This is a genomic window from Methanomassiliicoccales archaeon LGM-RCC1, from assembly GCA_030168575.1.
Taxonomy (GTDB): domain Archaea; phylum Thermoplasmatota; class Thermoplasmata; order Methanomassiliicoccales; family Methanomethylophilaceae; genus Methanoprimaticola.
On sequence record CP115555.1, the window covers coordinates 1,462,860 to 1,486,840 of the forward strand.

Here is a 23,981-nt window from a genome sequence, read left to right on the forward strand (position 1 = left end):
AAAAATAGTCTTTTATAGTAAGAAATACATTCATTTTCGATAACATGCTATCGAATGAATCTCTTGACAAGGCCGAATTCGACCTGATGAAGGAAATCTGGACCGTCAGCGCCTTGGATGGGATCAGGAGCTCATTCTACGGCAAGGAACTCGAAGCTGCCGAGAGAGGCGTCCGTATCGGTAACGCCATCCTCCACGACAAAGAGAGCATCCCTGTAGGCGAGACCCGTATCCAATCCATCATAGACGGTGACCAACCGCTATCGCACAGCGAGCATCTAATCGCAGGATACGACAGGGCCATGCGCATGATCATACGCGACTACGAGCGCCTGGATTTCGACGAGAAGAGCCTTCTCAGCATCCACAGGATTCTGTTCTCCGATCTCCTCTGCGAGAAAGGTAAGTTCAGGATCGGATCGGAGAATGCGATATCCTACCTGTTCGAAAGCTACAGATCTCAGACCACGGAAGCCCTGGCCTATATCCCCGGACTCATGGAGAGGTTCTCCCAGATAGAGCCCTTCAGGGACGGTAACAAGAGGATGAGATCCCTGGTGACCACACTGCTTCTTCTCAAGAACGGATACCACGCGCACATCTACGTCGGTCTCGATGAGAGCCTGCCGCTGTTGGAGGCCCTTGTCAGCAGCTACAACGAACTGGACAGAAGGTATCCGATAGTCGACAACCGCAAGGTGAAGAAGAGGGACAGGATCCTCCACATCATAGAGACCTCCCCCGCTCCGCTGAAGAAGAGGGACATCTGCGCATGCATCCCAGACGTCAGCATCAGGACGGCCGATGTCGTGCTCTCCGACCTCCTCGAGCAGAACAAGATCGAGAAGCTCGGAACATTCAAAGATGCGAAATACATCCTGATCTGATTCAACAAATATATACTAAGTCGTACTGAACAGGGATGATATCATGAAGACTATCAGAGCGTCTAGAAGGTCATTGGGAATGAACTATGCGATACGCGAGGTCATCGTTCCCGCCGCAGAGGCTGAAAAGGCCGGAAAGAAGCTCTACAGGCTCAACATCGGTGACCCCAACAAATGGGACTTCGAGACGCCTGAGTACTTCAAGCAGACTCTAAGAGAGGCTGTGGACAGGGTCGATAACGGTTACGGCGACTCGCAGGGAGAGATGAATCTCAGGACCGCCGTGGTCGACAGGGAGAAGGAGAAGAACGGGATCACCATCTCCACGGATGACGTCTACGTCACGGCCGGTGTGAGCGAATGCATCGAGGTGATGATGGGTACCTTCTTGGAGCCCGGAGACGAGGTCCTCGTTCCCGGACCCGGATATCCTTCCTACATGCAGTACATACATTTCTTCGAAGGAAGGACCGTCCCGTACAGACAGATCGAGGAGGAGGACTGGAGACCCGACATGGACATGATCCGCAAGAGGATCACCAACAGGACGAAGGCCATGGTCCTCATCAACCCCAACAATCCCACCGGTGCTGTCTACAACAAGAAGGATATCATTGAATTCGGCGACATCGCGGCCGAGTACGACATTCCGCTTATCTCAGACGAGATCTACGACAAGATAGTCTTCGACGGAGAATTCTACTCCGCATCCAGGCTGAAATCCGATGTGCCCAGGATAATCCTCAACGGATTCTCCAAGGTAAACCTCATGCCCGGATGGAGGATGGGTTACTGCTACTTCATGGATGAGAAGGGCCTCATGGACGAGATCCGCCTCGGAATGATGAAGCAGTTCAGGGCAAGGATCTGCCCCAACGTCCCCTGCCAGGCTGCCGCCCAGGCATCGCTCCAGGGACCCCAGGACTACATCGTCGACATGAACAGGAAGCTGAAGGAAAGGGCCGATTACAGCTACAAGAGGCTCAACGAGATCGACCTCATCTCCACACGCAGGGCCAAAGGAGCACTATACATGTTCCCGAAGATCGACCTCAGGGGAACACCCTGGAAGGACGACAAGGACTTCGTCTTCGACCTCATCAAGGAAGAGGGCGTCGTGTTCGTTCACGGAAGCGGTTTCTGCGAGGAGTTCGGAAGGGACCATTTCCGCTCGATCCTGCTCGCTCCCCTGGACACCCTGGATGAGGCATACGATAAAGTGGAGAAGTTCATCAAGAGACGCACCTGAACGTCTTGAACAGAGGAACGATGAGAGAGATCCGTCTTACCATCGCTCAGATACAGAGCATCGCAGGCGATACTGAAGGCAACTTCCGTCGCATGGAGGGGATCGTCCTTGACAATACCGATTCGGATATCGTCTGCTTCCATGAGATGTGCCTGTCCGGATACAGTACGAACGACCCGCGCAGATTCGCTCTGTCGCCTGATAACGAATACATTCTCAAGGTCCGCGATCTCGCGAAGGAGACGGGGACATGCATAGTCTTCGGCTATCTCGAGGAGAACGGCGAGAAGCCGTACATGAGTCAGGAGATAGCTGACGGAACGGATGATCCCAAATTGTACAGGAAGACTCATCTGGGAACTGCCGAATCGAAGGTGTTCGCCGTTGGAGATGACCTTCCGGTGTTCGATGTCAAGGGAGTATGTGTCGGGATACAGTTGTGCATCGAATCCCACATTCAGGACATCTGCTCCACATTCAGGGCGAAGGGCGCCGAGCTTGTCCTCACACCGTTCGCCAATGGCATCACCGGTGAAAGGAGGCGTGCCGTTTGGTATTCCTACCTGCCGGCCAGAGCAAGCGACAATGGTCTTTACGTCGCGGCATGCAGCGCCATAGGGAGCAACGGTCAGGGCGCGGAATTCGGAGGCGGGCTGATCCTCATAGATCCGAAGGGCCAGGTAATCGACGAGTACTACGGTACCGACGAGCACTGCCTTACAGCAGTCATCGGCGGAAAACTGCCCAGGGACGGACCGGAGACGATGTCCAACATCTCCTACTACGACAGAAGGAGACCGGAACTTTACAGATGATCAGGCTTTCTCTGCGTTGTTATTGACGCAGCTGTCGACCAGATCCTTGAGGGGTTTGAACCTCTGGACGTGTATGAAATAGATGTGGTCGGCACCGTCTATCCTGGAATTGATGAGCCCGGAGACCAGCAGTTTCCTCATCGCCTTGCTGGTCCTCTGTTCGTCCATACCGAAGAGACCGTTAGGCCAGGGGGAGCGAATCTCTTTCTTCGTGAGCTCCCTGAGAATGGTCAGAGCATCCTCATCATCCAGAGCCTTTACGATCTCAAAAACCGGATCGGAGGTGAATGATGCCAATGGGGACGATCCGCAAGCACATACGTGCTTGCTCATTTTCTGCTTGGATTGCTCTTCCATGAAACGGTTATACCCTAGACGGGTAGATAAGTGTTTTTTGTATTTTGCGTGAATATGCAGGATGATGGCCAAAAGGGAAGGTGGGCCCCCTCTCAGCCCGATACTCATTCTTCGAAAAATACGGAATGGGTGTTCCCGAGGATGTGTGAGTAACGATCGTGAATGACCTTCTCGAACCTCTTCAGAACCTCGTTGTACTCAGCCTCGAGTTCCTTCTCACCGTAATTGAGCGAATTCAGGTAAACCTTCTGATACTTGGGCTCTTCGGCGGCATCCACGAAATCTATTATGTCCTTGATGCTCTCCTCTATGGAGGTCAGGCTGGTGATGTTTATCGCAAGTATCCTGTCGATGAGCTCGGTATCGGTCTTGAGGAAGGATATGATCCCCTCGCAGGCCTCGTCCTTGATGTGCCCGTTCATCTCCTGATCGATGAAATGGTCGATCTTGGAATCCTTCATAGACCTGACTTTTTTCAGTGTGACGGCGTCATCCACCGAGACCAGGAGTTCAAACACGGAATCATTCCTGGGTTTGGGCGGTTCTACCATTGGATGCTCCTCAGGTGCGTCGATCCTCTTTGAATCCGGCGGGGAGGTTATCCTCTCTGGTTGGTCCGACGGGGGCAGCCTGGGCTTCTCATCGGGCGATTTGATCCTCGCCTTCTCAGGTGGTCCCGACAGCCTCTCCGGTGTCGAGAGCCTGCTGGGTGCGGACAGCCTCATCGCCGAGGTGATCCTCTCTATGTCTTCCTTGCCTGTGAACTTCCTGCATTCGTCCATGACGTACTCATCCAACGATTCATACTTGGAGAGTCTGCCGCGATAATGCACGGACATGATCGGCTCCGATTCGGGGACCGGCAAATCATCCAGAAGAGCCTCGAGGACATCCAAATCCTTGCCCAGCATATCGATGATCTTCAGATACTCATGCCTATTTGCGGGATCCGTACGCATCATAGAGGCGAAGATAACAGTCTCGTTCAGCTTGCGGTCCCTGATACTGTCAAACCTGGCATCCCACATGGTTTTGGAGATGTGCTTGGAAGTTCAAATAGTTATAGAAAAGGGCCGCCGTCCGATTGGGGAAGGGAATAGATTGGGGAGGGCCTCACGGCCCGCCCCCTCATTCGAGAAAATACGTTTTCACCTTTGGTGAGAATAGGTACAGTAGGATGAAGAGGTTGACGATTATCAGGCCTATGGTGGGATACGCTCCCAGATACACGTTGTAAGCCTCCATAATCAGGGCGAGGACGGAGACGATTACTCCGAGGTACCAGAATACACTCCAGCCTTTGAGGAATCCCCATCCGACTATCATGGAGATGAAACCAACGACAGTGTTCACAATTGCTGAGGTCTGCAGTGCTCCGATATCGAAATCGGGCAGGATGTCTGCTATGATGTCCTCGAACTCGGGCAATACAAGACCGAGAATCCCCACCACGAAGCATATGATACCCGTAATGAAGAAAAGGACTCCTATTAATGCGATCAAAATTGGCGTCTTTTTCTCAGACATGACTGCGCAATGCCATTCTACATTTATAAAATAGTATGGAGAAAAGGAACTAATTTCAGGAAAATGAGAATTTCACGGACAAAAAACGGCTATGATTTCAAAAAATTGGATTAACCCTCCGAACGAACGCGTTCACGCATCAGAGAGGACTGATAGTGCGTTTGATTCTTTAGCTCCTTCCGTTCTTTTCAACTGTGAACTTATCTTCACTCTGAAACAAAGGAAATAAAGGCTGCCTGGAAGGCAGCCTTGGAAAATTATGAAGGATTATTCATGGCAGGAGCCCAGCGCTTCTGAGCTCATCTGCGAGGTTATCGACGGCCCTCTCGGCCTCGGCAAGCTGCTTTGCACCGGCGATGACGATCTTTCCGGAGCCGAAGAGCAGGATGACGACCTTGGGGTCATTGATCCTGTAGACGAGACCGGGGAACTGCTCGGGCTCGTACTCGACCTTCTCCAGACCGAGTGTGATCGCTGTGGTGTTGAGATTGACCTCTGCCTTGAGGTCGGCTGAAGAGACCATGTTCTGAATCTCGGTCTTGGGGTTGTCGTAGACGTCCTGGCCGATTGCTTTGAGATCGGACAGTACCTTCTTGACCGATGCCTCGAGCATCTTGAGGTCCGTGGATCCGGTGAAGACAGCCTTTCCTGACCTGAAGAGGAGGACGGAAGTCTTGGGTTCCTTGACCCTGTACACGAGTCCGGGGAATGTGTGGGGGTCATACTTGGAATCGTTAAGGCCCTCCATGATCTTGTTGAGATCAAATCCATCCGAAAGCTGTGTGGATGCGACGATGTTCTGCACGTGAAGGTTCCAACGATCCTTGGAATCAGAAACCTGTGAAATGTTCTGTGCTTGGTCCTTCATGCTACAGGGCATTTATAATCAGTATATAAACTCATTTCTGATTTACTACGACGATGGTCAAAATCATCATCTTTCGCGGCGCCTCGGTTTTCCGAATGAACCTCTCCTTCCGCCGGCAGACTGCCTCTTGGGGCGCCTCTCGTAACCATCCTCGGCGAAGATGGACTCGAATACGTCCTCCTGGCCCTTGGAAACGTAATGGTCGCGGACGTATTCTTTGACGTCCTCTTCTCCGCAGACCTTTTTGAGCCATTTGACGGAAGGCGCCTCAGGATCACCCTCCATCTCGAAGTACAGCTTGGCTGCCTCCATATCGGCTCCGACGTCGTGGAGGGCGTAGATCATCCTCTTGGAGTGGTAGAACTCGTCTGATGACCTCTTGATGAGCGCATCTTTACAGAATTCCATGTCTTTGTCATAATGGTCCTTCAGCCAATCGATCTCCTTTCCGACGCTCTGCTTCCCGAGGTTCTTGCCTACCTCCAATATGCGGTCGCGGTCCGCTCCGCAGTACTGATCGAGGTAATACATGTCATCTAGTCCGGCCTGGTAGACTATCATCAGGTTGTCCAGGTCATTGTCCTTGAGATAGATGCCTGCCAGGCACTTCCTGACATCGTTCCTGAACATCTTGGCAGACAGCTCGTCGATCGCCTCCTGAGAACCCGCTCTGGCGGCATTCATCATCACGGACATCGACTCCTCCTTCTTCATCTCCAGGTTCTTGGCCTTGAGGAACATTCCGAAGGGTGTGTCCTGAATCTTGAACTCCCCCTGTCTGGACACTATGAGGTCCCTGTACTGGGGATACTTGGCGCGGAGCCACTCTACATTGGTCCCCTCTGCCTTGGCGGCGAGATATTCGCTGAAGAACGCAGCCTCAGGGACCTTTTTGGAGTTCTCCTTGAGCTCCTGAACAGCTCTGGCGTCACCGTTCATGGCACGTGTGAACATCACGTATACAGACTGTTTGAGCTTCACCGACTCATCGATCCTGATCAGATGCTTCTCGGCGATCTCGGAGTCCTTCTTCCTCTTGAGTATCTCCAATCCCTTGACGACCTTCTTGTCGTCGTCCGGATATCTGGACACGAACACGTCGATGATTGGATCATCGCCCTCGACCTCCTCGAGGCATATCCTGCGGTAGATGGCATGGGTGCTGCCCTTGGCATACTCGTTGTCGAAGAACGTGCGGTCGTAGTCCTTGTTGCGCTTGATGCAAAGGTAATCGAACTCGGTCAGGGCATCCTCGGAACAGTTAGGCCCTATCTCGGTTCTGATGGTTGCGAAATTGGCCTTTCCTTTCTCCTTCAGGATGCGGTCCGCGTTGTTCTCGCATCCCTCACTCATCATGACCGATCCGTGGAGGAACATGATCATGGCCAGGTTGTCGTTGCCGTTGACCTGGCAGTCTATACCTCTGTACAGAAGTCTGGATGCATCCTGGGGAAGCAGCAGCTTCCTGGGCTCATCCTGGCGTACCTCTTCTTCGGGCTTCCTTTCGAAACGGCTCTCGCCCTTCCTTTCGTTGAAGGGTTTGGAGTCGCGCCTTGGCCTGCCTCTCTCCCCGCCCCTTGATGATCTGGAATCCTTCCTGTCCCTTCCACCGGACCTCTTGAAATCCTTCCTGTCGCCGGTTCTGCGAGGTTTGGAATCCCCGTCATCTTTCCTGCGGGGCTTGAATCCTCTCTTGTCCGAGCTCTTGAAAGGCCTGTCACCGCCCCTATTCTGGGATTTGCCGTCCCCACTGCGCGGACCTCTGCGTCCACGAGGCCTGTCTCCGTCCTTGCGGTCGCCTTTCTCGTAAGCCATGTGATCATCTCAGCTCGTCGATCATCTTCGACCATTCGGTGAGCTTCTTGAGCGGAGGTATCTCCGTGAAATCTGAAGATAAAAGGACTTTGTCGCAATACATTGCGATGTGAACGAACTCGTCCTTCGTCGCCTCATCGATCTTTCCGGCCTCGTAAGCACGGACCACGTAGGGATCCAAGGGGCCTACGAGCCTCTCCTCGCCGAGCATCTTCTTGAGCAACTGCTCGAGTTTGGACCTGATCTGTGAAGCCGTGCAGACCGCTTTAGGACTGTTGAAGGGGATGTCGCTCATGATTATGCGATTGCTGTCCACTATAAATAGGGATGCGTGGACGCAGTCTTTATACGGCCGTATATCCTCTAGTGACACATGGGATTTTTCACCAGGAAGAAGGAAGAGGTCGAACTGCCCCAGGGTGGCAGCGAACTGTACACCGATAGGAGGTTCAACACGTATTGGCTATTGGGCCTGAGCCCCTTCGAGGACTTCACCCTGGATGAACTCCATGCAGCGATGGATGTGGAGCTCAAAAAGCTCAACCGCGTGCTGAAGACACAACCTGTCGAGATGGTCCGTGTGAAAACACAGCAGAAGGTCGACAAACTGCTGGACATCTATGACAAGAAGGATATCCTGGAGCATGAGAGGGACGATGCCATCCTCATGTTCAACGAAGACATGCTGAGATACAACAACAAGCTCAGCACCGACATCAACGAGATCAACTCGGCCATCACCAGATCCGGTTGGAGAGGCGACGGACTGAATCCTCTCAACGTCGAGGGCTTCCCCCAATGCAAGAATTGCGGTTACATCAACCGCAGGACCAAGAAGTGCATCCACTGCGACAAGAGGCTGTGATCAGCGCCTCAGGAATCCGAACCTCTGCTTCTTCACGTTCCCGTTCTTGTCGAACTTCTCACGCATCAGACGGTCGTAGTTGGATTTGGCCTTGAAGTCTCCGGGCTTCAGATCCATGAGGATCTCGAGTTCCTGCTTGGCCTTCTCGTAATCCTTGAGGTCATTGAGGAGAAGGGCCGCATAATTCTGGTGGTACTCGTACCTGTTGGGCTCCAATTCGATGGCCTTCTCATAGTACTCGCCGGCCTTTTTGAAGTCCACCATCTGGTTCCTGAGGAATCTGGCGTAGTAATTGTACATCTCCGCCGAGGGGTCAAGCTCTATGAGCTTCTGGAAGAGCTCATCCACCTGCTTGTTGTTCTTCTTGTCCTCAGAGAGAATGGTAGCCTTGGCCTTGATGGCATCGATATAGCCGGGATCGATATCCAGGATGACATCCAACTGCATCATCCCGTAGTCCATGTCCTTGAGTCCGTGGATGATGTGCTGGGCCAGCTGGAGCCTTACCTTGCAGTTGTGGGGATCGGTCTTGAGATAATCCTCCAAGGTGTTCACTGCCCCCTGGTAGTTGCCACTCTCATACTGCCTCTTCGCCTTGCTACAGGCGTCGTACTCCAAATCCTTGGACATCGAGCGTGAATGACGATATGGATAAAACTATTATTGCAACGTTCTTTCCGGTGTTAACATGGGAATAGCCGCCAAATTCGGAGCAGGAATCCTGATGACGCTCTTCTACGTCATCGCGGTGCCTTACATCACAGATACCTACATCACACCTTACATTGTAGAGGCCGTGGGGGACAACACCTTCCTGTTCTTCGGTTCCCAGACCCTGATCCAATTTCTCATCATCCTAGTGATGCTGATCTTCATGTTCCTCCTCGGAGGAGGCGCCATCCTGAGATGGTGCGGAATCTTCGGAGTGCTCGGAATGGTCGTCGCCTATTATCTGATGGGCAACATCGAGGGCGCAATCATCCCGTTGATCTCGGTTACCGTGGCATTCATTGTGACCATTCCCCTCAGAGCGAGGAAGAAGGCCAAGAAAGATGTCAAGGAATTCAAGAAGAAGATCAAGGAGAAGAGGAAGAAGAAGTGATTGTTTCAGTCACTAAGGACTTGGACTTCTTCCTTGTGTCGATGCGCAGCGGCACCATCTCATAATCTGCATCTGCCGGTATGACGTGCAGATGGGTGTAGAAGGGATCCTCGTACTTGGAGTTCATGTAGCCCTCGAAGTCAACGTTCATGTTGTCGAGGACATGCAGGAGGGTGTTCCTCATCTGGACAATCTCATCCTGCGGAATGTCGCGGAAATAGCTGTTGTTGAGCTCGACGATGCCATCCATGACCTTCTTTGCAAGAGCATGGCCCTCTTCGGTGAGGTAAATGCTGTACTTCTTGCTACTCTCGGATTTCCTATCGTCGTACACGAGATTCTTCTCCCTGAGCACTTTGATGACACGGTTAGTGTTAGCTGTGTCAAGATCCAAGAAACGGGAGAGGCTAACCAGGGTCTGGCCGTCCTTTATCTCCAATGCTATCAGATAGACCGCATGAGCGCTGGTCAACCCATGGTCCTCGACCAAGGCAGACATGTTCTTACGCATCACGAGACTCATCCTGTCAAAGAAAGCGGGCAGGAATGAATTCCAATAGACATCTTCGCCGTCAGACATTCAGATACGATGATTTACTGGTTGGATTTATATGTAATCAATTTGTGCTCGTTAGTAAATCGTTGTTAAAAATTTAACACCGACAAAGTCGATATTTATTTGAGCTAAGTTTTAGCGTTCAATATTGTTTTTTAGCTGCTTTACGATACATTCTTTAGGAAAATGGCCCACGACGGAGCGTGTAGGTCATCATCTGGAAGTTGAGAATCATGTCGGACGGAGATGTCAGTCTTCAGTTCCCATTCGTCAGGATCGTGGGACAGGAGGAGATGAAGCGCGCCCTGTTGTTGAACATCATCGACCCGGGGATTGGAGGAGTTCTTCTCAGAGGAGAGAAGGGGACCGCCAAATCCACAACCGTCCGTTCATTGGAACAGATCCTGCCTAAGGTCAGCTGCATCAGCGGCTGCCAATTCCACTGCAATCCGGATAAGGTCAGGGACCTCTGCGAGGACTGTAAGAAGAAAGTGGCAGAGGGCGGATTTGAAACGACTATGCGCAGCATGAGGGTCGTGGAGCTTCCACTCAACGCCACGGAGGACCGTATCTCCGGAAGCCTGGACATCGAGCACATACTGAGAACGGGGGAGAGGAAATACGAGGGAGGTGTGCTGGCCCAGGCCAACGGTAACCTCCTGTACGTCGATGAGGTCAACCTTCTCGACGACCACATAGTCGATCTGCTCCTGGACTCCGCTGCGATGGGCAGGAACTTCGTAGAGAGGGAGGGCATCTCATACTCGCATCCTGCGAGGTTCGTTCTCATTGGTTCGATGAATCCAGAGGAAGGAACGCTCCGTCCCCAGCTTATGGACCGTTTCGGAATGTGCGTGGAGATCTCCACAGAATCCGATCCTAACATCAAGATCGAGGTTATCAAGAGGAGACTAGCCTTCGATGCAGATCCTGCAGGATTCATGGCAGAATGCCAAAAGGAGACCGATGATCTCAGGGAGAGGATCGCCAAGGCCAAAGCGCTTGTCAACAAGGTAAAGGTCACTGACAAGGTATTGCTGGCGATAGCCATGGTCTCCGTCCACTATAAGATGGAAGGGCACCGCGCGGACATAGCGATGATCCGTGCCGCCAAAGCAAATGCCGCATTGGAAGGCAGAGAGGAGATCACCTTCAAGGACATCTCTACAACTGCCCCGCTGATCCTGAGGCACCGTATCAAATCTGGACCGTTCGAAGAGGCTTCGTTCCGTCAGAGCGAGCTCGATAATGTCCTCAGGGGGTATATCTGATACTCAAACCCGAACAGTTCGTGGGGATGGAAGATGCTGTCCGCTCCATGACCTGTTTGCTGGTCGATCCGCACCTGCACGGTGTGCTGATCAAAGGTCCGGCGGGTTCAGGCAAATCCGCCATCATCCATTCTTTCTCCGCCGCCCTTACTGGGAAGAGGGCGAAGGTCATCCCGCAGAACATCACCGACGAACAGCTGTTCGGCACCATAGATCTGGAAGAAGTGCTGTCCACCGGAAACATGGCCTTCGAGCCCGGGATACTCGGTGGCGATGATCCGATCATTCTGGTCGATGATATCAACCTCCTTCCGAAGAACACCTCCCTGACCCTGATGGACTCCGTTCACAGAGGTAGCGTGCATGTTGAGCGTGAGGGAGTGTCGATGACCTATCCGTGTTCTGTTAGCGTCGTGGCCACTGTCAACGACCGCGAGCAACCGCTGTCTTCAGCCGTGATGGATCTTTTCGACATATGCGTTGTACTGCCCCGTGATTCCAACAGGACCGAACGTGTCGAGATCATGCAGGCGGTTCTCTCCGAGGGAGGCTTCGAAGACATTCAGGATAAAGATCTGGTGGCCAAGATAGAAAAAGGAAGGTCCCTCATCGATTCAGTGTTCGTTCCCGACATGGTACTGAAGGCCATAGTCGATGCCGGGAAGAAGTACGGTCTGCACGGAGTACGCGGAGAGCTTTCAGCTACCAGGGTTTGCAAGGCCTCAGCGGCATTGGACGGTCGCACCATGGTAAACGAGGATGATCTTGCTTTCGCACTGAAGGTCTGCATCCCGCATCGCCGTACACGCCACTCGATAGTCACCAAGGAGCCCGAGGACCATGTCATGCTCTTCAACACACATGAGGAAAAGGAGCAGGAGCGGGAGGTCGAAGCACAAGTGATCAGTCTAAAGGAGGCCATGGAGGCCGATGTTGACCTGGAGTATGACCAGAACGCGGACGATAAAAGGCCGGATGATGAAGAGGACGAGTTCCTGATTCTTGACATGGAGAAGGTATTCGAAACAATCGACCTGCTGGATGACAGCCGCCGTAAGAGGAGCAACGTTGACACACAGCTCATGAGGAGGTACATCAAGGACGTCGGTGAGGACGGACGCTACGTTTCCTCCAAACCGGCAGACGATGACCTGACGGATCTGGCCATTGATGCCACCGTACGTTACGCTGCACCGTATCAGAAACGCCGCAGGGAGAACTCTGGTAAGGATGGTGTGATAATCCTCCCGTCAGATCTCAGGCAGAAGATAAGGGAGAAGCGCACCTCTTGCCTGTACTTCTTCATGGTGGACAACAGCGGTTCGCTGGTCCTAAGGTCGAGAATGAGGGCAGTGAAGGCCGCCATACTGTCGATGCTCGGAGACCACTACACGCGCAGGGACAGCGTAGCGATAATGACGTTCAATCAGGATTTCATAGGAATGCTCCAACCGCCCACCCGTTCCGTAGGAGGGATTCAGAAAATCATCGAGGACATCCCTGTGGGGATGAAGACCCCTCTCAGCGAGGCCTTGTCATTCATGCACACGTATGTCGGTCAGTATCTCAGGAAGCACCCCGGAGACATGGCCTTCGTCGTCCTCATGACGGATGCTGGAGCGAACGTCGCCATGACTCCCGGCAACGATCCGTTGGAAGAGAGTCTTCAGATAGCATCCCATCTCAGGCTGGAGAGGATGGAGTGCGTAGTTGTGGACATCAAAGTGTCCTCCGTGATCAACGAGAAGGCCAAGGGGCTGGCGCGGGCATTGGACGCTCCCTACTACAAGATCGAGGACCTGAGGTCCTCAAACGACATCCTCAACTGACTTTCCTTCTCTCTTTGTCGAACATCCTACTTATTAACGGATAACAGCATCCCCCGAGCGATGACTGATACCACTGGTCTGAAAAACCGCGGGAAAACCAAAGCGGATACAGAAGATCGCCGCAAAGCTGCCGAAGAGTTCACCGGCACGAAGCTAGACAGCATCTCCAGATACGGATTCGAGCCCGAACTGGCCTCGAAGAACATCGAGAACATGATCGGCACAGTGCAGATCCCCTTGGGATATGCGGGACCGGTCGCCATTCACGGAGAGTATGCTGACGGCGAGTACCTGATCCCTCTCGCAACCACCGAAGGAGCATTGGTAGCATCCATTTCCAGAGGAATGTCCGTCATCAATCAGTCGGGAGGAATCAGGACAGCTGTGCTGGCCGACGCCATGACCCGCGCTCCCGTCCTAAAGGTCAACGGAATAAAGCATTCCAAAGAGGTGATCGCCTGGATCGACTCCCACAAGAAGGAGATCGATGAGGCGGTGGAAGGAACCACAAGCCATGGGAAACTGATCGATATCGAGCCTTTCCCCAATGGCAACAGCCTATACCTCAGATTCTCATTCAGCACTGGAGATGCCATGGGAATGAACATGGCCACTCTGGCATCGGAAGCCGTATGCAGGCTCATCGAAAAGGAGACCGGAGCGACGATGGTATCGGTTTCAGGCAACATGTGCTCAGACAAGAAGCCTGCAGCGATCAATATGATCTCTGGAAGGGGCAAGACCGTCCTCGCTGAGGCCACCATCCCCCGCGATATCGTGGAGAGCAAGCTGCATGCGTCACCAGAGAGCATCGTCGATACCAACATCAGGAAGAACCTGGTCGGCAGCAGCATGTCGGGTACGCTGGGAGCAAATGCCCATGCGGCCAACATGGTGGCTGCATTGTACATCGCCACGGGCCAGGATCCTGCACAGGTCGTCGGAGGAAGCATGACCATCACCACCTGTGAGGCCAATGATGACGGACTCTACATCTGCGTCCGTATGCCCACAGTTGAAGTGGGGACCGTCGGGGGAGGAACATCTCTGCCCTGCCAATCGGAGGCCCTGAAGATGATCGATTGCCAAGGTTCCGGCAAGGCCAAGAAGCTGGCAGAGATCGTTGCATCCACAGTTCTGGCCGGAGAACTCTCCACGCTCGCAGCTCAGGCCGCAGGTCAGCTAGGTCAGGCCCACAAGGCATTGGGAAGGTGAATTCCTCCTGAACCGCTGGTCGCACACGCGACATTATTTATTAGGGAGTGGGCATCGAGGTCTCATGCCTGTTATAAACTTCAAGTACAGCGACCTGTGCTCCATCATGGGCATGGACGTCCCAATGGAGACTCTCGCTGCCAGAATCCCGATGATCGGTGCCGATATAGAGCACGCAGAGCCTGGAGACGACGATATGTCCGTCGAGTTCTTCCCGGACCGCCCCGACCTTTACAGCGTCGAGGGGACAGCCAGGGGAATGAAGGCCTTCCTGGGATTCCAGACCGGAATGAAGACCTACGAGGTCGAAGAGTCTGGACTTGATGTTTACATCAATTCATCCGTCAAAGACGTCAGACCCTATTTCCTATGCGGTATCGTCAAAGGAGTCGACATCGACGACAACACCCTCAAATCCATCATGGAGATGCAGGAGAAACTCCATACCACCATCGGAAGGAAGAGGAAGAAGCTCGCCATCGGAATCCACGATCTCGACAAGGTAAACGCTCCGTTCACATACAGGCTTGCGGAGCCCCATTCCATACGCTTCGTCCCCCTGGCGAAGACCGAAGAGATGGATATGGAGGAGATCCTCACCAAACACGAGAAGGGAAGGGACTATGCCCACCTCCTCAAGGGCTACACTCAGTACCCCATCATCCTGGACAAGGATGACCAGGTGCTGTCCTTCCCCCCGATCATCAACGGTTCGCTGACCACGGTCACGACGAACACCCGCAACCTGTTCATAGACGTCACTGGATTCGACCGTAAGGCCGTCAAGGGAGCATTGGACATAGTCTGTACAGCCCTGGCCGAGCGTGGAGGAAAGATCGAGTCCGTCACCATGCACTCGGAAGGAGAGACCTTCCAGTCGCCCGATTTCACACCCGCCACTTACAACATCTCCGCTGAGGAGTGCAACAGGTACCTAGGCACAAAGCTGACACCGTCTGAGATGGTGGAGGCCCTTGCGAAGATGGGTCTAGATGCCACCGCTGAGGAGGATATCCTGAGCGTTACTGTCCCGACATACAGACTAGACATCATGCACAAGGTGGACATTTTCGAGGATATCGGAATCGGATACGGATTCGAGAACTTTGGAAGCGACTACTCCCTCACCCAGACATCTGGAGGACTGTTGCCCGTCAACTCATTCTCAGAGAGCGTCAGGGACGTTATGATCGGTCTCGGATTCATGGAGGTCATGACTCTGACCCTGATCAACGACAGGGACGAGTTCGAGATCTCCAAGCTGCCGTACTTCGAGAACGTCAAGGTCCTGAACCCGGCCACCGAGGACATCACATGCCTCAGGTCATACCTGATGCCCAGCCTGGTCAACATCCTCAAGCACAACAAGCACCGCGACCTGCCCCAGAAGATCTTCGAGGTAGGATACGTGGTTCGCGATGACCTGACCAAGATGCACCTGTGTGCGATGTACACGGCATCCAAGGTATCATTCACAGAGATCAAGTCCATCACAGAGTCCGCCCTTAGGGAGATGGGCTGCGAGTACGAGCTCAAGGCTACGGACATCAAGACATTCATCGACGGAAGGGGTGCAGAGGTCTACTACAAGGGCAAGCCCATCGGAATGTTCGGAGAGATGGCCATCGAGGTCGTCACCGGATACGAGATCACCCACCCGATAGCGTTCTTGGAGATCGATCTGGAGCCCATAATCGAGGACCGCAAGGAGACAATGTTCTGAGGGATAAAATGGAGAAAGGAGAGAAGTTCCCGGATTTCAAACTGGTCGACGACCAGGGCAACGAGTTCAGCAGCAAGCAGATGAAAGGCAAGAGGTACATCATCTACTTCTACTCCAAGGACAACACCTCTGGATGCACCAGGGAGGCTCAGGCCTTCAGTGAGTCCATTGAGAAGTTCAAGGCCCTTGACATACCGGTCATCGGAGTCAGCAAGGACTCCGTGGCATCCCATCAGAAGTTCATCGAGTCCAAGAACCTGAAGATCAAGCTGCTCAGCGACCCCGACCATGTGCTCATGGAGAAGGTCGGTGCATGGGGGACCAAGATGATGTACGGCAAGGAGACGACCGGAACCATCAGGTCCACATTCATCGTCGGTGAGAACGGAAAGGTCGAAGCGGTTTGGAAGAGAGTCAAGGTCGACGGCCACGTAGACAAGGTCTACGACCAGGCCTGCAGCCTGTCGAACTGCTGAACATCAGAGAAGATTCCCGATATTCAGGATGTAATTCGTATCGAGGATCTCCTTGATACGGCGCAAATCATCTTCGGCCTTCTGGCCGTATTTCTCCACTATCTTACCGTTATCCATCTTACCGGACTCGATGGTGGGGTTCTCCTCGACCCTGTCGGAGAGATAGATGTCCGCTTCGGTAATTATTCCAAAAATACCCTCGGATCCGATGAAGAGGTCCAGAAGATCCATGCCAGCGGAGATCTTGGGGCCGTAATCGTCCGTCGAATCGAATTCGGGGAGATCGAAGGAAAAGTAGTTCCTTCCAGCAGGGAACATTATGCGCCTTCCCTCTGCCTTGTACTCTCCGCGTTCCATGGTCATGAAGGTGCTGTCCGAGAAGACGACCTTGATCCTCCTTACGTAAGGACGGATGTTCGAACGGTTGATCGCAACCGTTCCGCCTACGCTATGCTCAAGGCTGACTGACACGGGGAACACTTTACCCGTTGTGTCCACTTCCTCCCCTTCCACAAGGGGTGCGATGCCTCCAACGGACAGAGCATTGTTGAACTGCGAGATGGTTGTGCAGGGAAGAACTCTGAGATATGGCCCGGTCTCATCCTTGCCGACCCCTATGATGCCGCTGAGATGCTCCATGGACATGACGTCTCCGCCTGTGGGTACGGATCCGCCCCTGGAGCCCATCCTGCTGCCGGATATGGTGACCTTGGTGTTCCCTTTGCTGGAGTACCTGATACCTTCCCTGAGCTCGGTCTCGTCGTTGGGGAGGATGACGTTCTTGGCATGCCCCCTGAGGGTGGACCTGTCGTTTAGGTACCTCGAACCGTCCTGGATCCTTTCTCTTAGGAACATTCACTCATCCCACAAACGCGGTATCATGGCCGCAGTGACCGATTGCTCGGTCAGCTTTTCGCGATCTATCAGACCCTTGCTGAGGAGTCCGATTGCTCCCTGCTTTTTCCCTATTTCGGTGCTGCCGTAGACTTCCTTCATGGCCTCACCGACTGTCATACCGTTGCGGACCAGCTCGGCAATCCTGTCCGGGTACCTGAATCCCATTCCGTGACCGTATGTGATCCTGCCGTCCTTCGTTATGATCGTGCAATGCTGTATGTCGTACAGCCCATCGAGCATCTCGAACACGCCGGCCTCTATGCCCACTGCCATGTCGTGGTCCCCCAAAGCGGCCCTGGCCCTGTTCTCGGAACCCTGGTGCGTCTGTTCGCCGAACGGCTGAGGCGGCACCCCGCTGGATACCTCCACAGGGATGACTTTGACGTTGCCGTAGATCTTCTCCATAACAGCTCTGACAGCGGCCACCTTCACCTGATTGGCAGAACCAACGGCTATTTCGAGAACGTTTGAATTGCCGTCGCGTCCGTAGTCTCCTCTGAGGATGGAGGAAGAGCTGATCTTCTCACCCTTGTCCGACATCTTCAATGGTACGACGACGAGCTCCAGGGGCTTTACTCCTCTGTATGCCCTCTCCTCGTTCAGCCTGTGACCGTTCTGAAGGGTCTCCTCCGAGACCACAAGGATGTCCACGGCATCCATGATCTCCCTGGGCCCGTATATGTCGTCTATCTGGAAGATCTCGTAATCTCCCCAGCCTTCGACTGTCCTTTCGAGCTCTCTCTTACGGATATCATAGAATGTGAAGGCGTCTCTGCCGGCTGATGCCATTTCGTCTGAAGTCAGACCGATGAGTACCTTATCGCCCACCTCGAACGCCTTCTTCAGCAATGACAGGTGCCCGTCGTGGATGATGTTGAACGTTCCGGCTACAGCGGCGATCATCTGCCATCCCTCACGGAGACCTACGGTCGACTTCGTTCTGAACAATGATCATGCAATGATCGGCATGCAGGCTGTGCGGCCCTATGCAGATCTTGTCTGGACCGTACGAGAGAAGAAGCTGTTCCTCCTCCTCGGTAAGATCGTGGTTGTCCCCCAGTACGAATATGGGGTCGGTAGGGAACTCGTATTCCCTGCAGTCGGTACCGTCCTCCTTCAGATAGACGAACGATCCGACCTTCGATAGCTTCTCCAGCACGTCGGCGAAGGACATACGGGTGTTGTAGACTCCGGGCGATGCCTTGACCTCCTCACCTGGGGAGACCTTCTTGAGCAGAGCATTGCGGATGAGCGATGATGTGCTCCTCTCGTCCGGGTTCAGGTACCTGAGCTCCTTTCCTTTGAAAACTACTGTCTTGGGTGCATCCTCGCCCCCTTCCAGCACAAGATAGATCTCGACATCCTTGCGTAGGTCATGGCTGAGGAAGAATGCGGAATTGACACACCTCACTAGGACGTCGAGCCTTCCGGCACCTCCAGCTATATCGTCAAGCTTGAAATCCCCGGTCGTGACGGCCTTGTGGCCTGTGATTACGAAGTATCTCATTCGGATCCCTGAAGGTCCTTGAGGGCGTCCATGTCGACGCCGCCCATCTGCTTCATGAGCTGCTTGCGCATCTTACGGTCCTTTGTGACTGAGGTCATCATCTTCTTGCTGTTGGTGTACTGCTTCAGAAGCTCCTTGACATCATGTGATGTGACTCCGGCACCTGCGGCGATCCTGTCGATGCGCTTTGATTTGATGAGCGCGGGGTCATCCTTCTCCTCCTTTGTCATGGAGTCCATGATGACCTTGAACACTCCGAGCCTCTGCTGGGTGGCCTCATAGTCGACCTTGTCGCTCATCGAGCTCATTCCGGGCAGGAGGCTCATAAGCTTCTCAAGGGTTCCCATCTTGCTCATTGCCGTCATCTGGTAGTACATGTCATTGAGAGTGAAGCGTCCGGACATCATGTGGCGGGCGACCTCTTCCATAGCCTCCTGGTCATCGATCTCCTGTGATGCCAGCTCTATGAGCGCTGAAAGATCTCCCATACCGAGCAGCCTTGAGATGAACCTCTTGGCGTCGAAAGGCTCCAGGTCGCGGATGTGCTCTCCCACTCCCAGGAAGACTATCCTTGCGTTGGTCTTCTGGATGGCTGAGATCGCTCCTCCTCCCTTAGAGGTACCGTCCATCTTTGTGAGAATGACTCCGGTGACCCCTACGGCGTTGTGGAATGCCTCGGCCTGAGGTCCTGCCTGCTGACCGACCTGCGAATCCAGGACGAGGATCCTCTCCTCGGGCTGGGCCACCTTGGCGATCTGCTTGATCTCATCGATCAGATCGTCCTCAAGGGCGTGACGTCCAGAGGTATCGATGATGATGATCTGTTTGTTCTTGAAGAACTCCTTTCCTCTGGCGACGATGCCGGGTGCGTCCGATTCTCCGGGCTCACCGTAGACCTCGACCCCTACCTTCTCTCCCAGCTGCTTCAGCTGATCGAGAGCTGCGGGCCTGTATACATCAGCTCCTATGAGTCCGACGGAGAATCCCTTCTTCGAGAAGTATAATGCGAGTTTACCCGTGGTTGTGGTCTTACCCTGTCCGTACAGTCCGACCATCATGATGGTCTGGGGCTTGAGATGCAGACCCTCGCCGTTGTTGACCAGTCTGACCAGTTCCTCGTAGATGATCCTGGTGACATGATCCTTCATGCTCCTTCCGGCTTCCGGGGGCTCGTTGAGGGCGCGGTCCTTGACGTTGTTGGTAACCTCGAGCACCAATTTGACATTGACATCGGCCTCGAGCAGGGCGCGCTGCAGGTCCTTGCAGAGATCCTTGACTAATTCCTCGTCTATGATGGATGCCTTCCCTACACGTCCTAGAACGTCCCTAAGGGATTTTCCCAATCCTTCCATGACCATGGTAAACGCCTTGCAATATGCGCACGCGTAAAAAAGGATATTGCAGTAAACTCAGTGAAATTGTGAACGATCTAAACGTGAACGACCCGAAGGATGTCACAGAGAATGATGAAGGTTGGGGGACCGGTCAGCAATAAGAAGGGATGGGATGCACTCTACAGCCTGACCGAATCCCTGCAGACCTTATATTCATTCATGAAGTATATAATCATTCCCTCGATTTTTCTCAATGTTTCGACTTAACTCAGTTTATGTTATACCTAAACAAAAAGTCGTTCCAGCATAAACTGGTCAAAATTGACTGGCCTATCTGTTGAGAAATAACTGTGAAAAGATAGTGGGGCCGAAGCCCCAAAAGTTTGAATCAGAGGTAACCTGATTTCTGGAGGGCCATGAGGTCCTCGGTGGAGAGCTTCTCTCCAGCCTTGAAGCGCTCGAAGATCTCCTTTGCCTCCTTCTTTCCGGACTCGTCGATCTTCTTCTTCTTGACGCTGTTCTTCTTGTTCTTGAAGGCAGCGGCGTCCTTGTCCATCTCGTGGACGGACTTGATCTGCTCGATGTGCTTCTTGTGCTCCTCATCGGCTGCCTGCTTGCACTCGATGAACTTGGCCTGGGCTGCGTCAGCTTCCTTCCTGAGCTTGTCTGCCTGCTCGTAGTAGCCGATCATCCTGTCGTGGGCGGCCTGTGCCTGCTCCGCGTACTCGGAAACCTGGTGGTGGTAGGTCTCTGCCTGAGCCTTTGCCTCCCTGAGCTGTGCTACGAGGCCTTTGATCTCATCGTTCTGCTCGTAGGTCTTCTCCCTCTCTGCGATCTGCTTCGCGAGAACGGAGATCTGCTTCACCATGCCGTTCTCCTTGTCCTTTCCAAGGGGCATGGTCTGCTGCATGTATTCAAGATCCTGGAGCTGTTTCTTCAGCTGCTTGAGGGGGACCTGGTCCTTCTCCTCTGCTTTCTCAGTCCTGTAAGGTGCGAGCTGTTCCTTGAGAGCGGTTACCTTCTGGTTCCACTCGTCCCTGAGCTCTTTGGTCTCCCTTACCTTCTGGTTGTAAGAGTCACGCTCTTCCCTGCACTTTCCGGCCTGGTCCACAAGCTCCCTGACCTGGGAGTTGAGTGCGTCCCTCTTGGACTTCCACTCCTTGGTCTGGTTGTTGAGCTCGTCCCTGAGCTTCCTGTGCTTCTCAGCATCCTCATTGACGATGCTGCGCTTCTCTTCCATTGCTGCGAGGCCTTCCTCAGAGGTGATGGTTGTCTCCTCTTCGGTCTCGGTCACCTGTTCGATGACCTCTTCTACCTGCGCCTGCTGTTCCTGAGAATCCTGCTGCTGAATATCCTCCACAAAATCTTCCATAAATGTTCAACTCACTATGTTCGCATTGACCATGAGATAAGCATGGCCCACTTTAATCGTGCATAATAAGACCTTATTAATAAAGGTTTGTGGGAGTATATCGGTCATTTGACGAGTTTAAACATCTCCGCCAACCTCAGACAACGTATACCTGCACTTACAGATTATGCCGTCCAAGTCTGATTCCATAACAACTTCTGCGAATAGTTTCTCTTTCGTGAACTAAACTGGAGCAACTACTTTTATCCCAATCGACTATGGTCATGACATGAGCAAGGAGTTCGAAGTGGACGAGAACGGCCTTACTGCCGACGGATACCACATCCTTTCGAAGGACAGCAAAAAGTCGATGTACATCGCCAACCTGATCAAGCTGGCTGTGCTGGCTGCGATATGCTTTGCAGTATCGCATTTCGGAAAGGACGTACTGGAGAACGATTACAACACCGTCTGCATGATTTTGTATGCGCTGTTCATCATTCTCGCTGCATACTGGATCGTCGGTCCCGAGGTATTCTACAGGCGCTACCGCTACAGGATCGACGACGAGAAGGCTGAGATCAGGCGCGGAATCATCACCATCTCCCACTCCATGGTCCCCATCGAGAGGATCCATCAGGTCGAGGTCAGCAAAGGGCCCATCAACAGGATGTTCGGACTGGCCAACGTCGTCATCACCACTGCTGGAGGGGTCACTACTCTGGAGTTCCTAGACGAGGACACCGCCGAGAGTATCGCATCTAGGCTCAACGAGTGCGTCGTCAAGCTCCTGAAAGACCGTGATTGAAATGGAAGGTGAACCTCTACAGGAAACCGTCTCCCAGCCAGAGACGATGGTCTACAGGAACCACTATTCCTACGTGATACAGAATCTGGTATCGCTGATCCTCACACTGGGCCTGATCCTGCTCATCAACTACTTCTCCAACCGTGACGAGGGTTTCGTCCTGGTCGGATGGTCCTATGCGATAATCATCCTGGTCGTAGGCCTGATGTTCGTCTATATCAGGATGTGGATTCTGACCACATACACATTCGGACCCACCGAGCTTTACGTATTCAGGAACACATACTTCAAGAAGGAGACAAAGATCCAATACTCGAAGATGGCCTCGGTCAATGTCAGGAGGACCATCGTCAACCGCATCTTCGGATCGACCACTCTGTTGTTCAACGTCAACTCGTCCGTCAACTCCAACAATGCCGAGGCCACGCTCACATTGAAATCCGACGAAGCGGACAGGCTGAGGGAGATCATCTCAAGCAGGATATTCAACAAGGAGATGGAGGTCAAAGTCGAGCAACAGATGGACACCATGGTTGAGATCACCAACTTCGATGTCATACTCCATGGAATCTTCGGTCAGCCCACCTTATCTTCGCTTGTTGGATTGGCGTCACTGGCCTATTCCATATTCGCAGCGGTCACCGATTCCAACGGAATACTGTTCGGTCTGTTCCTTTTCTTCCTCAGCGTGGTGCTTCCTTCGGTCAGGACCGTGTTGAGATACTACAACTACCGCATCTACCGTGTCGAGGACACCATCACGGTGGAGAGCGGGCTCATAAGCACTTACCGCAGCTCCTTCAACATCAACAAGGTAAACTGCGTCAGGATAAGGGAGCCGCTGCTCGCACGCATCATGGGAAAATCCCTTCTGGAGGCCGAGGTCGTAGGTCTTGCGGACAGCAACGGGCTGCCTCTTCTCTGCCCTCTCAAAGGAAGGGGCACCGTCCTCGGACTTGCAGCAACGCTTGTACCGGAATTCCTGTTCGATACGACCAACCACAAGCAGCCCAGACAGGCCTTGGTGCCTACAGTGGCATACAAGGCCATCTTTGCGGCCATCATAGCAGCGGCCACAGCAGCCATGTTCCTCTATTGGTCGTTCCGCTACGCGGAAGAGACAGGGGATCTGGGAACCTTGGTCATATACACCCTGGCAGCATTCTTCGGGGTCGTCTTACCTATCCTGCTGATCTTGCACGGTGTTCTTGCCCAGGGCAACAGGGAATTCGGGATGGGGGATGAAACGTTCATGTTCATCACCGGAGCCTATGACAGGCAGAGGGACTTCATCAGGTATGACAAGGTCCAGATCTGCTCGGTTTCGGCCGGTCCTATCCAAAGGCATTACAGAGTCGGAACCGCCAGGGTATCCATGATGTCCGCCATGGGTGCGAAGAGCATCACCTCGGGCATCTTCAACAAAGAGGAGTTGGAACTCATCGGCAAAGAGGTCATGGCCAGGATCAGGGACGGAAGGTATGACTACCGCCGTTATCTGTAAGCGCGTGCGTGGATACAGTTATAAG

At 53.2% G+C, this 23,981-nt stretch carries 25 protein-coding genes; 12 read left to right on the forward strand and 13 right to left on the reverse strand.

Going from position 1 to position 23,981, the window contains the following annotated elements; genetic code table 11:
• Positions 1 to 44 precede the first annotated feature (44 nt).
• Genes PED39_07425 through PED39_07435 form a run of 3 tightly spaced genes read left to right on the forward strand, consistent with a single transcriptional unit; the run spans position 45 to position 2,951 of the window.
• The gene (locus PED39_07425; GenBank protein WII07413.1) at positions 45 to 887 is read left to right on the forward strand and encodes a Fic family protein; all 843 of its coding nucleotides are present in this window, start codon (positions 45 to 47) and stop codon (positions 885 to 887) included.
• A 43-nt stretch (positions 888 to 930) separates the two neighbouring features.
• Positions 931 to 2,136, forward strand: a complete 1,206-nt coding sequence (locus tag PED39_07430) for an aminotransferase class I/II-fold pyridoxal phosphate-dependent enzyme (protein WII07414.1) — start codon at positions 931 to 933, stop codon at positions 2,134 to 2,136.
• A 20-nt stretch (positions 2,137 to 2,156) separates the two neighbouring features.
• Positions 2,157 to 2,951, forward strand: coding sequence for a hypothetical protein (locus tag PED39_07435; protein ID WII07415.1), 795 nt, complete (start codon positions 2,157 to 2,159; stop codon positions 2,949 to 2,951).
• Here the strand turns inward: PED39_07435 and PED39_07440 are convergent, their stop codons facing one another.
• The 6 genes from PED39_07440 to PED39_07465 form a co-directional block, all read right to left on the reverse strand.
• Positions 2,952 to 3,308 (reverse strand): hypothetical protein, encoded by a 357-nt coding sequence (locus tag PED39_07440; protein WII07416.1) that lies wholly within the window; start codon positions 3,306 to 3,308, stop codon positions 2,952 to 2,954.
• A 104-nt stretch (positions 3,309 to 3,412) separates the two neighbouring features.
• The gene (locus tag PED39_07445; protein WII07417.1) at positions 3,413 to 4,336 is read right to left on the reverse strand and encodes a hypothetical protein; all 924 of its coding nucleotides are present in this window, start codon (positions 4,334 to 4,336) and stop codon (positions 3,413 to 3,415) included.
• Positions 4,337 to 4,436: 100 nt separating this feature from the next.
• Positions 4,437 to 4,835 (reverse strand): hypothetical protein, encoded by a 399-nt coding sequence (locus tag PED39_07450; GenBank protein WII07418.1) that lies wholly within the window; start codon positions 4,833 to 4,835, stop codon positions 4,437 to 4,439.
• Between the two features lie 271 nt (positions 4,836 to 5,106).
• Complete coding sequence (locus PED39_07455; GenBank protein ID WII07419.1) at positions 5,107 to 5,703, reverse strand: TATA-box-binding protein; 597 nt, start codon at positions 5,701 to 5,703, stop codon at positions 5,107 to 5,109.
• Positions 5,704 to 5,769: 66 nt separating this feature from the next.
• Complete coding sequence (locus tag PED39_07460; protein ID WII07420.1) at positions 5,770 to 7,518, reverse strand: hypothetical protein; 1,749 nt, start codon at positions 7,516 to 7,518, stop codon at positions 5,770 to 5,772.
• Between the two features lie 4 nt (positions 7,519 to 7,522).
• Positions 7,523 to 7,813 carry a hypothetical protein gene (locus tag PED39_07465; protein WII07421.1) on the reverse strand — a complete coding sequence of 97 codons (291 nt, stop codon included), beginning with the start codon at positions 7,811 to 7,813 and terminating at the stop codon, positions 7,523 to 7,525.
• Positions 7,814 to 7,891: 78 nt separating this feature from the next.
• On the opposite strand from PED39_07465, the gene PED39_07470 reads away from it, so the two are divergent.
• Complete coding sequence (locus PED39_07470) at positions 7,892 to 8,383, forward strand: hypothetical protein (protein ID WII07422.1); 492 nt, start codon at positions 7,892 to 7,894, stop codon at positions 8,381 to 8,383.
• Here PED39_07470 and PED39_07475 read toward each other — a convergent pair whose 3' ends face one another.
• Positions 8,384 to 9,013 carry a hypothetical protein gene (locus PED39_07475; protein WII07423.1) on the reverse strand — a complete coding sequence of 210 codons (630 nt, stop codon included), beginning with the start codon at positions 9,011 to 9,013 and terminating at the stop codon, positions 8,384 to 8,386.
• A 58-nt stretch (positions 9,014 to 9,071) separates the two neighbouring features.
• Between PED39_07475 and PED39_07480 the strand changes: the two genes are divergently transcribed.
• Positions 9,072 to 9,485, forward strand: coding sequence for a hypothetical protein (locus PED39_07480; protein ID WII07424.1), 414 nt, complete (start codon positions 9,072 to 9,074; stop codon positions 9,483 to 9,485).
• On the opposite strand, the gene PED39_07485 is transcribed toward PED39_07480, so the two are convergent.
• Positions 9,460 to 10,065 carry a MarR family winged helix-turn-helix transcriptional regulator gene (locus PED39_07485; protein WII07425.1) on the reverse strand — a complete coding sequence of 202 codons (606 nt, stop codon included), beginning with the start codon at positions 10,063 to 10,065 and terminating at the stop codon, positions 9,460 to 9,462. The genes PED39_07480 and PED39_07485 overlap by 26 nt on opposite strands.
• A gap of 209 nt (positions 10,066 to 10,274) precedes the next feature.
• On the opposite strand from PED39_07485, the gene PED39_07490 reads away from it, so the two are divergent.
• The 5 genes from PED39_07490 (at position 10,275) to PED39_07510 (ending at position 16,555) form a co-directional block, all read left to right on the forward strand.
• Positions 10,275 to 11,312, forward strand: a complete 1,038-nt coding sequence (locus PED39_07490) for an ATP-binding protein (GenBank protein WII07426.1) — start codon at positions 10,275 to 10,277, stop codon at positions 11,310 to 11,312.
• 26 nt (positions 11,313 to 11,338) lie between these two features.
• Positions 11,339 to 13,141, forward strand: coding sequence for an AAA family ATPase (locus PED39_07495; protein ID WII07427.1), 1,803 nt, complete (start codon positions 11,339 to 11,341; stop codon positions 13,139 to 13,141).
• A gap of 60 nt (positions 13,142 to 13,201) precedes the next feature.
• Positions 13,202 to 14,356 carry a hydroxymethylglutaryl-CoA reductase (NADPH) gene (gene hmgA / locus PED39_07500; protein ID WII07428.1) on the forward strand — a complete coding sequence of 385 codons (1,155 nt, stop codon included), beginning with the start codon at positions 13,202 to 13,204 and terminating at the stop codon, positions 14,354 to 14,356.
• Positions 14,357 to 14,420: 64 nt separating this feature from the next.
• Complete coding sequence (gene pheT, locus PED39_07505; GenBank protein WII07429.1) at positions 14,421 to 16,079, forward strand: phenylalanine--tRNA ligase subunit beta; 1,659 nt, start codon at positions 14,421 to 14,423, stop codon at positions 16,077 to 16,079.
• 8 nt (positions 16,080 to 16,087) lie between these two features.
• Positions 16,088 to 16,555, forward strand: coding sequence for a peroxiredoxin (locus tag PED39_07510; GenBank protein WII07430.1), 468 nt, complete (start codon positions 16,088 to 16,090; stop codon positions 16,553 to 16,555).
• A 3-nt stretch (positions 16,556 to 16,558) separates the two neighbouring features.
• Here PED39_07510 and PED39_07515 read toward each other — a convergent pair whose 3' ends face one another.
• The 5 genes from PED39_07515 to PED39_07535 form a co-directional block, all read right to left on the reverse strand.
• Entirely contained in the window at positions 16,559 to 17,410 is an 852-nt protein-coding gene (locus PED39_07515; protein ID WII07431.1) for an FAD-binding protein, read from the reverse strand.
• Complete coding sequence (gene yjjX / locus PED39_07520; protein ID WII07432.1) at positions 17,411 to 18,400, reverse strand: inosine/xanthosine triphosphatase; 990 nt, start codon at positions 18,398 to 18,400, stop codon at positions 17,411 to 17,413.
• Positions 18,366 to 18,959: a tRNA (pseudouridine(54)-N(1))-methyltransferase TrmY gene (trmY, locus tag PED39_07525; protein WII07433.1), complete on the reverse strand. Its 594-nt coding sequence runs from the start codon at positions 18,957 to 18,959 to the stop codon at positions 18,366 to 18,368. Before trmY ends, yjjX begins: the two co-directional genes overlap by 35 nt.
• Positions 18,956 to 20,317 carry a signal recognition particle protein Srp54 gene (locus tag PED39_07530; protein WII07434.1) on the reverse strand — a complete coding sequence of 454 codons (1,362 nt, stop codon included), beginning with the start codon at positions 20,315 to 20,317 and terminating at the stop codon, positions 18,956 to 18,958. Before PED39_07530 ends, trmY begins: the two co-directional genes overlap by 4 nt.
• Positions 20,318 to 20,681: 364 nt before the next feature.
• Positions 20,682 to 21,665 (reverse strand): phosphoserine phosphatase, encoded by a 984-nt coding sequence (locus PED39_07535; protein ID WII07435.1) that lies wholly within the window; start codon positions 21,663 to 21,665, stop codon positions 20,682 to 20,684.
• Positions 21,666 to 21,933: 268 nt separating this feature from the next.
• Here PED39_07535 and PED39_07540 point away from each other — a divergent pair, with 268 nt between their 5' ends.
• Positions 21,934 to 22,452: a PH domain-containing protein gene (locus PED39_07540; protein WII07436.1), complete on the forward strand. Its 519-nt coding sequence runs from the start codon at positions 21,934 to 21,936 to the stop codon at positions 22,450 to 22,452.
• A gap of 1 nt (position 22,453) precedes the next feature.
• Positions 22,454 to 23,956 carry a PH domain-containing protein gene (locus PED39_07545; GenBank protein ID WII07437.1) on the forward strand — a complete coding sequence of 501 codons (1,503 nt, stop codon included), beginning with the start codon at positions 22,454 to 22,456 and terminating at the stop codon, positions 23,954 to 23,956.
• Positions 23,957 to 23,981: the final 25 nt, after the last annotated feature.

Excerpts from the sequence above, each read along its gene's own strand:
- PED39_07490 (WII07426.1), top strand. The coding sequence starts at position 10,275 with ATGTCGGACGGAGATGTCAGTCTTCAGTTCCCATTCGTCAGGATCGTG.
- PED39_07435 (WII07415.1), top strand. The coding sequence starts at position 2,157 with ATGAGAGAGATCCGTCTTACCATCGCTCAGATACAGAGCATCGCAGGC.
- PED39_07540 (WII07436.1), top strand. The coding sequence starts at position 21,934 with ATGAGCAAGGAGTTCGAAGTGGACGAGAACGGCCTTACTGCCGACGGA.
- PED39_07450 (WII07418.1), bottom strand. The coding sequence starts at position 4,835 with ATGTCTGAGAAAAAGACGCCAATTTTGATCGCATTAATAGGAGTCCTT.
- PED39_07465 (WII07421.1), bottom strand. The coding sequence starts at position 7,813 with ATGAGCGACATCCCCTTCAACAGTCCTAAAGCGGTCTGCACGGCTTCA.
- PED39_07455 (WII07419.1), bottom strand. The coding sequence starts at position 5,703 with ATGAAGGACCAAGCACAGAACATTTCACAGGTTTCTGATTCCAAGGAT.
- PED39_07495 (WII07427.1), top strand. The coding sequence starts at position 11,339 with ATGGAAGATGCTGTCCGCTCCATGACCTGTTTGCTGGTCGATCCGCAC.
- PED39_07425 (WII07413.1), top strand. The coding sequence starts at position 45 with ATGCTATCGAATGAATCTCTTGACAAGGCCGAATTCGACCTGATGAAG.
- PED39_07515 (WII07431.1), bottom strand. The coding sequence starts at position 17,410 with ATGTTCCTAAGAGAAAGGATCCAGGACGGTTCGAGGTACCTAAACGAC.
- PED39_07510 (WII07430.1), top strand. The coding sequence starts at position 16,088 with ATGGAGAAAGGAGAGAAGTTCCCGGATTTCAAACTGGTCGACGACCAG.
- PED39_07470 (WII07422.1), top strand. The coding sequence starts at position 7,892 with ATGGGATTTTTCACCAGGAAGAAGGAAGAGGTCGAACTGCCCCAGGGT.
- hmgA (WII07428.1), top strand. The coding sequence starts at position 13,202 with ATGACTGATACCACTGGTCTGAAAAACCGCGGGAAAACCAAAGCGGAT.
- PED39_07530 (WII07434.1), bottom strand. The coding sequence starts at position 20,317 with ATGGTCATGGAAGGATTGGGAAAATCCCTTAGGGACGTTCTAGGACGT.
- PED39_07535 (WII07435.1), bottom strand. The coding sequence starts at position 21,665 with ATGGAAGATTTTGTGGAGGATATTCAGCAGCAGGATTCTCAGGAACAG.
- PED39_07460 (WII07420.1), bottom strand. The coding sequence starts at position 7,518 with ATGGCTTACGAGAAAGGCGACCGCAAGGACGGAGACAGGCCTCGTGGA.
- PED39_07480 (WII07424.1), top strand. The coding sequence starts at position 9,072 with ATGGGAATAGCCGCCAAATTCGGAGCAGGAATCCTGATGACGCTCTTC.
- pheT (WII07429.1), top strand. The coding sequence starts at position 14,421 with ATGCCTGTTATAAACTTCAAGTACAGCGACCTGTGCTCCATCATGGGC.
- PED39_07445 (WII07417.1), bottom strand. The coding sequence starts at position 4,336 with ATGTGGGATGCCAGGTTTGACAGTATCAGGGACCGCAAGCTGAACGAG.
- trmY (WII07433.1), bottom strand. The coding sequence starts at position 18,959 with ATGAGATACTTCGTAATCACAGGCCACAAGGCCGTCACGACCGGGGAT.
- PED39_07440 (WII07416.1), bottom strand. The coding sequence starts at position 3,308 with ATGGAAGAGCAATCCAAGCAGAAAATGAGCAAGCACGTATGTGCTTGC.
- PED39_07475 (WII07423.1), bottom strand. The coding sequence starts at position 9,013 with ATGTCCAAGGATTTGGAGTACGACGCCTGTAGCAAGGCGAAGAGGCAG.
- PED39_07545 (WII07437.1), top strand. The coding sequence starts at position 22,454 with ATGGAAGGTGAACCTCTACAGGAAACCGTCTCCCAGCCAGAGACGATG.
- PED39_07485 (WII07425.1), bottom strand. The coding sequence starts at position 10,065 with ATGTCTGACGGCGAAGATGTCTATTGGAATTCATTCCTGCCCGCTTTC.
- PED39_07430 (WII07414.1), top strand. The coding sequence starts at position 931 with ATGAAGACTATCAGAGCGTCTAGAAGGTCATTGGGAATGAACTATGCG.